The sequence below is a fragment of the Aquitalea denitrificans genome, from assembly GCF_009856625.1.
Classification (GTDB): domain Bacteria; phylum Pseudomonadota; class Gammaproteobacteria; order Burkholderiales; family Chromobacteriaceae; genus Aquitalea; species Aquitalea denitrificans.
This window is the reverse complement of the sequence record NZ_CP047241.1, coordinates 509,093-523,154: the sequence shown is the minus strand read 5'-3', so window position 1 is coordinate 523,154 and position 14,062 is coordinate 509,093. Positions and strand designations below refer to the sequence as shown.

Here is a 14,062-nt window from a genome sequence, read left to right as displayed (position 1 = left end):
CATCAATCAAAATGAAAATTCTCAGCCAATCATCAGACTCCCATTCGCGCATGGCCTTCTACCATCAAGGTATTAACCTTCCGGGAGTAAAACCATGCCACTGACCGAATCCCCCAGCTCGCAACCCTTCATCCAGCCAGCCATGTCCACCGCACCCAACCCAACCCTTGCCGACAATCTGTCATTGCAGGCACGTACCCTGCTGGGCAACGTCGGGCTGCTCGCCCGGCAGGATCTGCAAGCGCGTGGCATTCACATTCCGCCAGCCATCTGCCTGGCAAGCGATGACATGGGCAGGCTTCAATTGCGCGGTCAGCACCCGCAGGCCAAGCAGATCCACCTGTGGCTGAGCAACAGCCAGACTTTACGCGGCTTGTTCAACGAGGCAAAAACCCTGTTCGAACTGCTACACACCTGTGAGTCATCTTCTTCGCGCTGGAATGACGACTGCTTCTGTATCGGCATTACATCTGCCGGGCCACTTGCCTATTTCGAGTCCCAACTGCCAGCCCTGCCCCTTGCTGCAGCCCATTGACCCCTGCTGCCTGTCTTACACCACAGCTCAAATCAAAAGGGAAGCTCTGGCTTCCCTTTCTTTATTCTGCCAAAGCATTTAACCGCAGCCTGACCCGGACCATGGACAATCAGCCTTTCCTCTGTGCGGCTGTGCACATATTGGTAAAACGCATTTCCTCGGGATAGGGGTAGAAGTCCTCGATCACTCCATCCCTGATGCGCTGCTGACGCTGTTGCCAGAAGCGCGGCTCCAACAGATCCCGGTGATATTTAAGAAAGGTCTTGCGCACCAGTGGATCTCCCAGCAGGAAGGTGCCGAACTCCTCGGGAAATACATCATTGCGGGCCACCGGGTACCATACCTCACCCGACATCTCCATCTCTGGATTAGGTGCCGGCGGAATGCTGCGGAAATTGCAGTCCGTCATGTACTCGATTTCATCGTAATCATAGAAAATCACCCGTCCGTAGCGCGTCACGCCAAAGTTTTTGAACAACATGTCACCGGGGAAGATATTGGCGGAGGCCAGCTCCTTGATTGCCAGGCCATAGTCGCGAATCACGCGTTCCTTTTCCGTATCGTCGCACTGCATCAAGTACATGTTCAGCGGCTTCATACGCCGTTCGATATACAGGTGGCGAATGACAATGCTGTCCTCCCCCTCCTCCATCATGGATGGGGCCAGCATGCGTAGCTCCTCGATCAGTTCGGCAGTAAACCGGCTGCGCGGGAACGCCACATTGGAGAACTCCAGCGTATCGGACATCCTCCCGACACGGTCATGCCGTTTCACCAGCCAGTATTTGCGCTTTACCGTATCGCGATCAACTTCCTTGGGGCCGCCAAACACGTCCTTGATCAACTTGAACACATAGGGATAAGACGGCAGGGTAAACACCAGCATCACCAAGCCACGGATACCTGGGGCGATGATGAACTGATCATTCGAGTGCTGCAGATGCTGCATGAAATCACGGTAAAAGGTGTTCTTGCCCTGTTTCTGCAAGCCCAGCATGGTGTACAGCTCTGCCTTGGTCTTGCTGGGCAGCATGCTGCGCAGAAACTGCACATAAGCGGAGGGAACCTCCATATCCACCAGGAAATAAGCCCGGCTGAAGGAAAACAGCACGCCGATGCGCCATGGCTCCAGCAGCAAGGTATCCAGATACAAGCGTCCGGCTTCATCGTGCAATACCGGGATGGCAAACGGGTAGCTGATGCCACCGTTGATTACCTTGCCAAAAATATAGGCGGTCTTGTTACGGTAGAAAGCAGATGACAGCACCTGGATTTGCAGATTGGCTTCTGCCGCAGGCCAGTGACCATCAAAAAAGGTGGCGATACAGCGCATGAGCAACGCCAGATCATGCCGCAGATGGGCAAAGAGCCGACGCCAGCCAAAATCCAGAATGATGTTGCGCATTACCGCCCGCATGCTGCGACTGGCGGGGTAATAGCTGCGGTAACTGGGCGGGTCGGACTCGATGTACTCGGTGGAAATGGCAGGCCGGATAAAGATGAAATCGTTGTTGAAGTAATCCCGGTGCAGCATACGGGTGAACACCGAGTTGAAGAAGGTTTCCGCCAGCTCCGGTTGCTTGTGATTGGTCAGCAGGCCGATGAAGTAGAGCTTGGCCTGTTGCCAGATTTCATCATCCAGCAGATCGGCATGAAACTCGTGGTGCAGGCGGGCAACGGTTTCCAGCACCCGCTCATCGTAAAACTGGATCCGGTCCCGGATGGCCTGCTGCACCCCCTGCCAGTCTGCCCGTTCAAACAGGGATTTGGCCTGCTGGTTACAGGCCCGAAACAGGCGATAGTGCTTGTCGAAACCATCGACCAACACCTGTGCCATGTCGCGCGCTACCGGGTTGTAGTACTCGGGAATCTGCATGCTGCGGCCTCGTATTTGCCACTCTCAGTTACACCCGCTCCCTTAGCGGCAGAACGGGCCCGCATGCATCATGGCTTGTTCTTGTGCGCAAAACGGAAAGAGGCCTGCGGGCGCGGCTTACCTGCGGTGGGCGCAGTTTTTGCTGTAGCCACTGCCGCAGGCTTGCCCAGACGCTCAGCATGGGACAGTGCCGGCAAATCTTCAAGACTTACCTCGATACTGCGCAGCTCGCCAGGCTGCATGTCACCCAGCTGCCACGGCCCGATGGCCGCGCGTACCAACCGCAGGGTGGGCAAGCCCACCTTGGCCGTCATGCGGCGCACCTGGCGGTTTTTACCCTCGCTGATGATGATTTCCAACCAGCAGTCCGGCACGGTCTTGCGAAAACGTACCGGCGGCTTGCGCTCCCACAGGGCGGGCGGGTCGATCTGGCGCACCTGCGCCGGACGGGTGACAAAGTCGCCCAGATCCACCCCGGCGCGCAGCGCATCCAGTTGCACCTCGCTCACCCTCCCCTCTACCTGCACCCAGTAGGTCTTGGGCAGTTTCCAGCGCGGGTCGCTGATACGATGCTGCAAAGCACCTTCACCGGTCAGCAACAGCAAGCCTTCACTATCGGTATCCAGCCGCCCGGCCGGGTAAACGCCGGGAATGGCGATATGATCCTTCAGCGTGGGGTGCAGCTCATGTTGAGAAAACTGGCAAATCACCCCGTAAGGCTTGTTGAACAGGATAAGTTCGGGCATTGCAGACAAACCATGCAGGAAAATGTAATGCCCGGATGATAACAAGGAGTGGCGCTGGCGGTCATGCCGGTCTGCGGGTAGGGGTAGGAGGTATTGCTGCAGCCTCGGTCCTGCAACAAAGGCAGACGGCAAAATGCCCTGGCTGGAACTATGCTATGGACTGCAACTCACAGTACCGGTGCGAAAAATTCACATTCGAACACTTGTTTACCTCGCCAGGATGGCAAAGTTCGGATACTTACAAACAGTACGAACATTTGAGGGGTATAATTCACTTCCGAAAAGTCACCCGCAAGTCTACGGGCCGCGCTGCCACGCACAGGCTGCTTAACGCAGTCCGGCAAGCCGCCCGCCTTATGCAGTGCCTTTACACGCGCCTAGCGGAACATCCCCCGGTGTGCGAAAGCCGCCTCGCGTAGTCGTTCTGACGTCAAAATAATCATTGGAGATAGAGCAATGCCTTCGGAACAGCCGACCATCATCTACACCCTGACCGACGAAGCACCTGCGCTGGCCACCAGCGCCTTCCTGCCAGTCATCCGCACCTTTACCGGCACCGCCGGCATCAATGTCGAAACGGCAGATATCTCCGTAGCAGCCCGCGTACTGGCCGAATTTCCCGAATACCTGACTGATGCACAAAAAGTACCGGATACGCTGAGCGAGCTGGGCAAGCTGACCCAGAACCCGGACACCAACATCATCAAGCTGCCGAACATCAGTGCTTCGGTTTCGCAACTGATCGCCTGCATCAAGGAACTGCAATCCAAGGGCTATGCCCTGCCGGACTACCCGGAGCTGCCCTCCTCGGACGCCGACAATGCGCTCAAGGCCCGCTACGCCAAATGTCTGGGTTCCGCAGTAAACCCGGTGCTGCGCGAAGGCAACTCAGACCGTCGCGCCCCGCTGGCGGTAAAAAACTATGCCAAGAAGCACCCGCACTCCATGGGCGAATGGAAGCAATGGTCGCAAACCCATGTTTCCCACATGCACCATGGCGACTTCTACCATGGCGAAAAATCCATGACGCTGGACAAAGCGTGTGACGTGAAGATGGAGCTGACCACCAAGAGCGGCAAGACCATCGTGCTCAAGCCCAAGCTCGCGCTCAAGGCCGGTGAAATCATCGATTCCATGTTCATGAGCAAGAAGGCGCTGTGCGACTTCTACGAACAAGAAATGGAAGACTGTCGCGAATCCGGCATCCTGTTCTCGCTGCACGTGAAAGCCACCATGATGAAGGTATCCCACCCCATCGTGTTCGGCCACTGCGTCAAGATCTACTACAAGGATGCCTTCGAGAAACACGGCAAGCTGTTTGAAGAGCTGGGCGTCAACGTCAACAACGGTATGGCCAACCTCTACGAAAAGATCGAGACCCTGCCGGCCACCAAGCGCGAAGAAATCATCCGCGACCTGCACGCCTGCCAGGAACACCGTCCGCGTCTGGCCATGGTTGACTCCGCCAAGGGCATCACCAACTTCCACTCGCCCAACGACGTGATTGTCGATGCCTCCATGCCGGCCATGATCCGTGGCGGCGGCAAGATGTGGGGAGCCGACGGCAAACCGGCCGACTGCAAGGCGGTAATGCCGGAATCCACCTTTGCCCGTATCTATCAGGAGATGATCAACTTCTGCAAATGGCACGGCAACTTCGACCCGCGCACCATGGGCACCGTGCCCAACGTGGGCCTGATGGCGCAAAAGGCAGAAGAATACGGTTCGCACGACAAGACCTTTGAAATCGCCGAAGACGGCGTGGCCAATATTGTTGACCTGGCCACTGGCGAAGTGCTGCTGAGCCAGAACGTGGAAGCCGGCGACATCTGGCGCATGTGCCAGGTGAAAGACGCACCGATCCGCGACTGGGTGAAGCTGGCCGTTACCCGCGCCCGCAACTCCGGCATGCCGGCGGTATTCTGGCTGGATCCGTACCGTCCGCACGAAAACGAACTGATCAAAAAAGTGGAAACCTATCTGCAGGATTACGACACCAGCGGCCTGGAAATCCACATCATGTCCCAGGTCCGCGCCATGCGCTTCACCCTGGAACGTGTCGCCCGCGGCCTGGACACCATCTCGGTGACCGGCAACATCCTGCGCGACTACCTGACCGACCTGTTCCCCATCATGGAACTGGGCACCTCGGCCAAGATGCTGTCCATCGTGCCGCTGATGGCCGGTGGCGGCATGTACGAAACCGGTGCCGGCGGTTCGGCACCGAAGCATGTACAACAGCTGCTGGAAGAAAACCACCTGCGCTGGGACTCGCTGGGCGAATTCCTGGCCCTGGCGGTATCGCTGGAAGAACTGGGCATCAAGACCGGCAACAACAAGGCCAAAATCCTGGCCAAGACCCTGGACGCCGCCACCGGCAAGCTGCTGGACAACGACAAGTCGCCGTCGCGCCGCACCGGTGAGCTGGACAACCGTGGCAGCCAGTTCTACCTGGCCAGCTACTGGGCAGAAGCACTGGCAGCACAAACTGAAGATGCCGAACTGCAAGCCCAGTTTGCTCCGCTGGCCAAGCAACTGGCTGAGCAAGAAGCGCAAATCATTGGCGAACTGAAAGCCGTACAGGGCCAGCCGGCCGATATCGGCGGCTACTACCTGCCGGATACCGCCAAGTGCCAGGCCGTAATGCGCCCGAGCAGCACCTTCAATGCCGCCCTGAAAGCCGCCCTGGCCTAAACCAGCGGCAGCTTACCAAACCAGCCTTACCGCCAGAGCGCCAGGATTCGTCCTGGCGCTTTTTTTGTACTCCCGGTATCCGGTCAACGATTTTCAAAAATAATTGTCAGATCCTCTTCTGCAAGCATCCCACTACGGTCTAGGCTAAGTAAGTGGCATGTACTGCGGATCACGGCAGTCCCCTACCCTGAGACAAGGAGCGAACAACAATGAGTGAGTCCCATATCAAGGTTCCAGCAGCAGGACAGAAAATCATCCCGGGCCAGCCCATCCCGAGCAACCCCATCATTCCCTTTATCGAAGGTGATGGCATCGGCATCGACATCACCCCGGTAATGATCAAGGTAATTGATGCTGCGGTAGAAAAAGCCTATGAGGGTGCCAAGAAAATTCACTGGATGGAAGTATATGCGGGCGAAAAATCCACCCGCCTGTACGGGCCAGACGAATGGCTGCCCAAGGAAACTTTCGATGCACTGAAAGAATTTGCGGTATCGATCAAGGGGCCGATGACCACACCGGTCGGCGGTGGCATCCGCTCGCTCAATGTAGCCCTGCGCCAGGAACTGGACTTGTACCAGTGCGTACGCCCGGTACAGTATTTCCAGGGCGTACCCTCGCCACTCAAGCACCCCGAACTGGTCAACATGGTGATTTTCCGTGAGAACACCGAAGACATCTATGCCGGAATTGAATGGCAAGCTGGTTCCGATGCCGTCAAAAAGGTAATTGCCTTTTTGCAGAACGAAATGGGCGTGAAGAAAATCCGTTTCCCGGACAGCTCCGGCATCGGCATCAAGCCTATCTCCGTAGAGGGTACGGAACGGCTAGTGCGTGCGGCGCTGCAATACACCATAGACAATGACCGCAAGAGCCTCACCATCGTCCACAAGGGCAATATCATGAAGTTTACCGAAGGCAACTTCCGTGATGCCGCCTATGTGCTGGCACGCAGGGAGTTTGGTGCCGAGCTGATCGATGGCGGTCCGTGGTGCCGGTTCAACAATCCGAAAACCGGTCGCGAAATCATCGTCAAGGACGCCATTGCCGATGCCTTCCTGCAGCAGATCCTGCTGCGTCCGGCTGAATACGATGTCATCGCCACCACCAACCTCAACGGCGACTACATTTCGGATGCGCTGGCAGCACAGGTTGGCGGCATCGGCATTGCACCCGGAGCCAATATCTCGGACAAGTATGCCTGCTTCGAGGCCACACACGGCACTGCGCCCAAGTATGCAGGCCTAGACAAGGTCAACCCCGGCTCGCTCATCCTGTCGGCCGAAATGATGCTGCGCCACCTGGGCTGGGTTGAAGCGGCTGATCTGGTGATCAAATCCATGGAGGCCGCCATTGCCGACAAACAGGTGACTTACGATTTTGCCCGCCTGATGGACGGTGCCACCGAGGTTTCCTGCTCGGCATTCGGCGATGCCATGATAGCGCGCATGTAGAGCCCCGGCCTGCAATGCCACCTCAAGGTCCGCCCATGCGGGCCTTTCCTGTTTCAACCGCTTTCAGCCGGCCACCAGTGCACGCGCCGCATCCAGCACCTGCGCCTTGACCGCATCCACCCGTTTACCCGCACGCCAGGCCATCATCACCTCCCAATGCCAGGTCGGCAGTTCCGGCAGACACAACCTGACCAGAGTACCATCCTGCAGATCAGCCTTGATCGATAGTTCTGGCATGAATGAAACAAAGCCATGTCGCAATACCAGCTCCCGTGCAGCAGAGGCCGGTTGTACCGCATGAATCGGGCTGGGTAACTGCCGTACCATGCGGATCTGCTGGATCAAGGACTCACACTCATCCCCCCAAAACTGTGGCGCAATGCGATACCTGGCGATATCAGCCAGTGCCAATGCCCTGTTGCAGCCTGCCAGCGGATGGCTGGCAGCCACCACCGGAACAATCGGCGAACGCCACAGCAATTCCATCTGGATCCCTGACATTGCCGGACATTTCAGCACAAAACCCACCTCAACCTGCCCGGTCAGCAAATCCTGCATGATCTGCTGAGAATGATCGGTTCCACAGCGAATTTCCATCGCAGCATCAGCCAGTTTCATCAGCAAGGGACCGAATACCGGAGACGTCAGCGATGGCAGGCAGGACAAACGGATGCGCGGCACCGCCGGCGTGCCCTGCATGGTTTCCAGCCCTTGCCGATAGGCACTTACCGACTGGCGGGCGGCATCCAGAAAGGCCTGACAGGCATTGGTTGCCACGGCTCCGCGCCGGTGCCGGGTAAACAGGCTGACACCCCAGTGCTGCTCCAGCAAGCCAATGCGCTGGCTGACCTGAGGCTGCGACCAGCCGCGCTTGGCTGCGGCCTGACTAAAGCTGCCCAGCTCGGCCACATCCAGCAGCAACTCCAGATCAGACAAGGCAACAGACATAATAAAATTGCATATGAAATATTAGGAGAAATAGACTTACATAATAGCAGGATGCCTACCTAGAATGCTGTTCGAATGAGGAGATAACATGGCATCCGCACAGCGCGCACGCCGACTGGGCAAGGCATTCATCCTGCTGGACAACTTGCTGGTGATATTCGGTTTCTTCATGGTGTTTCCGCTGATCAGCCTGCACTTTGTCGATCAGCTGGGCTGGAGCGCCAGCATCGTCGGGCTGGCACTGGCCATGCGGCAGTTCATGCAGCAGGGACTGGGCCTGTTTGGTGGCTCTCTGGCAGACCACTTTGGAGCCAAACCGCTGATTGTCTGCGGCATGCTGATGCGCGCAGCCGGCTTTGCCTGCATGGCGCTCGCTCACTCGCCCTGGCTGCTGTATCTATCCTGCCTGCTCTCCGGGCTGGGCGGCACCCTGTTCGACCCGCCACGTACCGCACTGGTGGCCAAGCTGGTACTACCGCGAGACCGCCCCCACTTCTATGCCATCCTGATGATGCAGGACAGCGCAGGCGCTGTTGCTGCAGCCTTGCTGGGTTCCTGGCTACTGCAGTTTGATTTTCGCTGGGTTGGCCTGGCCGGTACTGCCATGTTTGTGCTGGCAGCGCTGGTCAATGCCCTGTTACTGCCTCCCTACCGGGTTGCCACAGGCAAGACATCGCCCTGGCAATCAATGCGCGTGGTGCTGGCAGATCGCAGCTATATGCGCTTTGTGCTGACCTTGAGTGGCTATTACATGCTGGCGGTACAAGTCATGCTGCTCGTTCCGGTCACCATCAAGCAGCTCACCGGCAGCTACCAGGCCGTAGGCTGGATGTACACGCTGGAAACCTGTTTGTCGCTGAGCCTGCTCTATCCACTGGCACGCTGGGGAGAACGTTACCTGCGCCGCGAACAACGCATGCTGGTCGGACTTGGACTGATGAGCCTGAGTCTGGCCATCATGAGTAATGTGGCACATCCGCTGGCAGCATTTACTGTGCTGGGCCTGTTCTTTCTCGGCTCCATCATCATGGAACCCGCACGGGAAACCTATGTTGCCAGTCTGGCCCGCCCGCAGGCACGTGCCAGTTATCTGGGTTGCAGCCGGCTCGGGCTGGCACTGGGGGGCGCGCTGGGCTATATCGGCGGGGGCTGGCTGCTGGACGTATCCCGCCAGTGGCAGTGGCCGGCATTGCCCTGGCTGTGCCTGTCGCTGGTGGGTGGAATAACCTTGCTGGCACTCTGGATGCAATTGCTGCGCCCTGCCACGGCTACGTCTTGTGTCAGCAACAGCGCCTGAAAAAACAAAACCCGCCGGTTGGCGGGATTCTGTTTGAAGCTGTCGGTACGTTGACCGGTAGGTCAGCGTACCTGGCAATCCTGGCACATCCTCAGCCTGATCAGGCTGCCTGGATGTTCGACGCTTGCTTGCCTTTCGGGCCGCTAACAATGTCAAAGCTTACACGCTGACCCTCTTTCAGGGTCTTGAAGCCTTGCATATTGATGGCGGAGAAATGGGCAAACAGGTCTTCACCACCCTCGTCCGGGGTAATAAAGCCAAAGCCTTTAGCGTCGTTGAACCACTTAACGGTACCAATTGACATGTTACTTCCTTGATTGACGATGGCTGGTGAGGCCGACCAACTTAAAGCTTGCTGCCCATTGCGGCTCATCCGCCAATGCCAAACAGCTAAGCCAAGCACCTGACTGCATTTCTACGCAACCATTGTGATAGCGTCAAGTGCAAAAGGAATTCACACATGCCCCTTGAAAAAAAGTCGGGGGGAGCCAAAATTGAAGTAAACCGCGGTTTAACTGAAAGTCGACATGTCCACGCAGTTCAGCGATGACGCCGTCAAAGAGGTGTCTCGGGTGAGGACCACCCCTCCCCCAATGTATAAGGTATTGTTATTGAACGATGATTTCACCCCGATGGAATTTGTGGTGGAAGTGTTGCAACAGTTGTTCCACATGAACCGGGAAAAGGCTACTCAGGTCATGCTACAAGTCCATACGCAAGGTCACGGCGTGTGTGGCGTTTATACCAAAGACGTGGCTGCCACCAAGGTTGAACAGGTGTCGCAATTTGCCAAAGCACACCAGCATCCGCTTCAGTGCGTAATGGAGGAAAACTGATGATTGCCCAGGAGCTTGAAGTAAGCCTGCATATGGCATTCATGGACGCCAGGCGCAAGCGCCACGAGTTCATCAGCGTGGAGCATCTGCTGCTTGCCATGATAGACAATCCCTCCGCCGCCGATGTCTTGAGGGCCTGCGGGGCCAACCTCGACCAGCTGAAAAAACAGCTGGGCGACTTTATTGACGAACACACGCCGACCGTTCCAGGGGAAACCGAAGTTGAAACCCAGCCCACACTGGGATTCCAGCGTGTCATTCAGCGTGCCATTCTGCATGTCCAGTCTTCCGGCAAGAAGGAAGTGACCGGTGCCAACATTCTGGTAGCCATTTTCGGCGAAAAAGACTCTCATGCCGTCTACTACCTGCATCAGCAGGGTATTTCGCGGCTGGATGTAGTCAATTTCATTTCGCATGGCATCACCAAGCAGCGCTCGCCACAACACCCACCGGAGCCGCGTGACCAGCATAACGAGTCCGATGGAGAGGAACAGGCTACCGGCCCGGGCGGAGCTCTGGAAAACTACACCCAGAATCTCAACCAGCAAGCCCGCGACGGCAAGATCGACCCACTGATCGGTCGTGAGCACGAGCTGGAACGTACCGTGCAGATCCTGTGCCGCCGCCGCAAGAACAACCCCTTGCTGGTAGGCGAGGCCGGCGTGGGCAAGACGGCCATTGCCGAAGGCCTGGCGCGGCGCATCGTCAACAACGAGGTGCCGGACGTGCTGTCCAAGGCCACCGTGTATGCACTGGACATGGGTGCCCTGCTGGCCGGCACCAAGTACCGTGGCGACTTCGAGCAGCGCCTGAAAGCCGTGATCAAGCAGCTGACCGAGGACGAGCACGCCATCCTGTTCATTGACGAGATTCACACCCTCATCGGTGCTGGTGCCGCCTCCGGTGGCACGCTGGATGCGTCCAACCTGCTGAAGCCGGCACTGTCCAATGGCAGCCTGCGCTGCATTGGTGCCACCACGTATAACGAATACCGCGGCATTTTCGAGAAGGACAACGCCCTGTCCCGGCGCTTCCAGAAAATAGACGTTGCCGAGCCAACCGTGGAGCAGACCATCGAAATTCTCAAGGGTCTGAAATCACGTTTCGAGGCACACCATGGCGTGAAGTACACCCAGTCGGCGCTGACTACCGCAGCCGAGCTGTCCGCCCGCTACATCAATGACCGCCATCTGCCGGACAAGGCAATTGACGTGATTGATGAAGCTGGAGCAGCACAGAAGATTCTGCCCAAGTCCAGGCAGAAAAAGGTAATCAACAAGTCCGAAATCGAAGAGATCGTGGCCAAGATCGCGCGCATTCCGCCTAAAACCGTCTCCAGCGATGACAAGAATGTGCTGAAGAATCTGGAGCGCGATCTGAAGAATGTGGTATTCGGTCAGGACAAGGCAATCGAAAGCCTGGCCACAGCCATCAAGATGACACGTTCCGGACTGGGCAATCCGCACAAACCGATCGGCTCCTTCCTATTCTCCGGCCCCACCGGTGTGGGTAAGACCGAGGTTGCGAAACAGCTCGCCTATGTGCTGGGTGTGGAACTGATCCGCTTCGACATGTCGGAGTACATGGAACGCCATGCGGTAAGCCGGCTGATCGGCGCACCGCCGGGCTATGTCGGTTTCGAGCAGGGTGGCCAAATGACCGAGGCCATCAACAAGCATCCGTATGCGATCTTGCTGCTGGACGAAATCGAAAAGGCTCATCCTGACATCTACAATGTACTGTTGCAGGTAATGGATCACGGCACCCTGACGGACAACAACGGGCGCAAGGCCGATTTCCGCAATGTGGTGATCATCATGACCACCAACGCCGGGGCCGAGACTATGTCCAAGCCGACACTAGGCTTTACCCAGTCCAAGGAAACCGGTGATGAAATGGCAGACATCAAGCGCCTGTTCAGCCCGGAATTCCGTAACCGGCTGGATGCCACCATATCCTTCAAGATGCTGGATGAGCAGATCATCATGCAGGTGGTGGACAAGTTCCTGATGCAGCTTGAGCACCAGCTCAGCGACAAGAAAGTGGAAATCCACTTTACCGATGCGCTGCGCACCCACTTGGCCAAGCGAGGTTTTGACCCACTGATGGGGGCTCGTCCGATGGCACGGCTGATTCAGGACACCATCCGCAAGGCATTGGCAGACGAGCTGCTGTTTGGCCGTCTGACCAATGGTGGCGAAGTCACGGTCGACATCAATGATCAGGATGTCGTCGAGCTTCAGTTTGATACCGAGCCCCTGGCTGCAGAGCCGGCATAAGACGGATATTGCGCCTTACCGCACAACGCCCGCAGATGCGGGCGTTTTCTTTTACTGAGCACGACCGTCAACCACGCGGGTGATGCTGGGCATGTAGCTGCTTGAGCCGCTCACGGGCAACATGGGTGTAGATCTGCGTGGTGGAAATATCCGAATGCCCCAGTAACAACTGGACAACACGCAGGTCGGCCCCATGGTTCACCAGGTGCGTGGCAAAAGCATGCCGCAGCATATGCGGGCCCACAGGCGGCAAACCTTGCGCACTGGCATAGCTGGCAATCAGATGCCAGGCCATCTGCCGGCTCATCCCCGCCTTGCGCTGGGTGACAAATACGGCATCGCACTGCGCCCCACCCAACAGCAGCACACGGGCTTCCCTGAAGTAGCGCTCCAGCCACTCCAATGCAATCTCTCCCAACGGCACCATACGCTCCTTATTGCCCTTGCCGCGGGTAATGATCAGGCCCGTCACCATGTCCAGTTGCTGCAGCGTCAGCCCCACCAGTTCGGACACGCGCAAACCGGTTGCGTACAGCACCTCGAACATGGCCCGGTCGCGCAGTCCCAGCGGCGTTTCCACGTCGGGTGCCTGCAACAATAGCTCGACCTGCGCTTCAGACAGGGTTTTGGGCAGCCGCTGCCCCAGCCTGGGGTTATCCAGATGCAGGCTAGGGTCATCAGTCCGCTGCCCGCTACTAAGCATATGTTGGTAATAACGCCGCAGACAGGACAGCTGCCTGGCTCGCGTCGCAGGTTTCTCCCGCTCCACACCTGCCAGCAGCGCCTGCTGTAGCTGGGCGTGGCTGGCTGACTCCAGCGTGCTGTCCTGGCTTTGCAGCTGCTTTTGCATTTTGGCCAGATCGCGGCGATAAGCCGCCAGGGTATTGGCGGACAAGCCATCGGTCAGCCACAGATGATCCAGAAACCGGTCTATGCTTTCCGTAGTCATGCAGGGTTTCCTGGCAGAAGACATAAAAAAAGCGCAAGGTGCAAACCTTGCGCTTTCATCATACCTGACGGTATCAGGATCAGCCTTGCTTGCGAGCCGGCAGTTTTTCCTTGATACGTGCGGACTTGCCGGTACGACCACGCAGGTAGTACAGCTTGGCGCGACGTACGTCACCACGGCGCTTCACTTCAACGGAAGCCACCAGCGGGGAGTAAGTCTGGAAAGTACGCTCAACACCTTCACCGGCGGACATCTTGCGCACGATGAAAGAGCTGTTCAGACCACGGTTACGCTTGGCGATAACAACGCCTTCGTAAGCCTGCAGACGTTCGCGGTTACCTTCCTTTACCTTGACATTCACCACGACGGTATCGCCAGGAGCGAATTCCGGGATGGTTTTGCCCAGGCGGGCGATTTCTTCTTGCTCGAGTTTCTGGATCAGATCCAT

The 14,062-nt window shown here is 57.3% G+C and carries 11 protein-coding genes and 1 pseudogene; 6 read left to right on the top strand and 6 right to left on the bottom strand.

The window, feature by feature from the left end; all coding sequences use genetic code 11:
* The first annotated feature begins 94 nt into the window (after positions 1-94).
* Positions 95-535 carry a hypothetical protein gene (locus GSR16_RS02365; RefSeq protein ID WP_159874971.1) on the top strand — a complete coding sequence of 147 codons (441 nt, stop codon included), beginning with the start codon at positions 95-97 and terminating at the stop codon, positions 533-535.
* 109 nt (positions 536-644) lie between these two features.
* Here the strand turns inward: GSR16_RS02365 and aceK are convergent, their stop codons facing one another.
* Both aceK and GSR16_RS02355 read right to left on the bottom strand, forming a co-directional pair.
* On the bottom strand, positions 645-2,411 hold the full coding sequence (gene aceK / locus GSR16_RS02360) for a bifunctional isocitrate dehydrogenase kinase/phosphatase (protein WP_159874970.1): 1,767 nt from the start codon (positions 2,409-2,411) through the stop codon (positions 645-647).
* A 227-nt stretch (positions 2,412-2,638) separates the two neighbouring features.
* A pseudogene (locus tag GSR16_RS02355) lies at positions 2,639-3,157 on the bottom strand (pseudouridine synthase); the annotation flags it as partial.
* Positions 3,158-3,613: 456 nt separating this feature from the next.
* On the opposite strand from GSR16_RS02355, the gene GSR16_RS02350 reads away from it, so the two are divergent.
* Entirely contained in the window at positions 3,614-5,851 is a 2,238-nt protein-coding gene (locus GSR16_RS02350; protein ID WP_159874968.1) for an NADP-dependent isocitrate dehydrogenase, read from the top strand.
* Positions 5,852-6,060: 209 nt separating this feature from the next.
* On the top strand, positions 6,061-7,305 hold the full coding sequence (icd, locus tag GSR16_RS02345; protein ID WP_159874967.1) for an NADP-dependent isocitrate dehydrogenase: 1,245 nt from the start codon (positions 6,061-6,063) through the stop codon (positions 7,303-7,305).
* A 63-nt stretch (positions 7,306-7,368) separates the two neighbouring features.
* Here icd and GSR16_RS02340 read toward each other — a convergent pair whose 3' ends face one another.
* Positions 7,369-8,253, bottom strand: coding sequence for a LysR family transcriptional regulator (locus GSR16_RS02340; RefSeq protein ID WP_159874966.1), 885 nt, complete (start codon positions 8,251-8,253; stop codon positions 7,369-7,371).
* A gap of 88 nt (positions 8,254-8,341) precedes the next feature.
* Here GSR16_RS02340 and mdtH point away from each other — a divergent pair, with 88 nt between their 5' ends.
* Complete coding sequence (gene mdtH / locus GSR16_RS02335) at positions 8,342-9,550, top strand: multidrug efflux MFS transporter MdtH (protein WP_159874965.1); 1,209 nt, start codon at positions 8,342-8,344, stop codon at positions 9,548-9,550.
* Between the two features lie 100 nt (positions 9,551-9,650).
* Here mdtH and GSR16_RS02330 read toward each other — a convergent pair whose 3' ends face one another.
* Complete coding sequence (locus GSR16_RS02330) at positions 9,651-9,854, bottom strand: cold-shock protein (protein WP_045846595.1); 204 nt, start codon at positions 9,852-9,854, stop codon at positions 9,651-9,653.
* Positions 9,855-10,077: 223 nt separating this feature from the next.
* On the opposite strand from GSR16_RS02330, the gene clpS reads away from it, so the two are divergent.
* Together clpS and clpA are read left to right on the top strand one after the other, a co-directional pair.
* Complete coding sequence (gene clpS / locus GSR16_RS02325) at positions 10,078-10,386, top strand: ATP-dependent Clp protease adapter ClpS (RefSeq protein ID WP_159874964.1); 309 nt, start codon at positions 10,078-10,080, stop codon at positions 10,384-10,386.
* On the top strand, positions 10,386-12,665 hold the full coding sequence (gene clpA / locus GSR16_RS02320) for an ATP-dependent Clp protease ATP-binding subunit ClpA (RefSeq protein ID WP_159874963.1): 2,280 nt from the start codon (positions 10,386-10,388) through the stop codon (positions 12,663-12,665). Before clpS ends, clpA begins: the two co-directional genes overlap by 1 nt.
* A gap of 67 nt (positions 12,666-12,732) precedes the next feature.
* Here clpA and xerD read toward each other — a convergent pair whose 3' ends face one another.
* Together xerD and rplS are read right to left on the bottom strand one after the other, a co-directional pair.
* The gene (xerD, locus tag GSR16_RS02315; protein WP_159874962.1) at positions 12,733-13,614 is read right to left on the bottom strand and encodes a site-specific tyrosine recombinase XerD; all 882 of its coding nucleotides are present in this window, start codon (positions 13,612-13,614) and stop codon (positions 12,733-12,735) included.
* A gap of 79 nt (positions 13,615-13,693) precedes the next feature.
* Positions 13,694-14,062: a 50S ribosomal protein L19 gene (gene rplS / locus GSR16_RS02310; RefSeq protein ID WP_045846598.1), complete on the bottom strand. Its 369-nt coding sequence runs from the start codon at positions 14,060-14,062 to the stop codon at positions 13,694-13,696.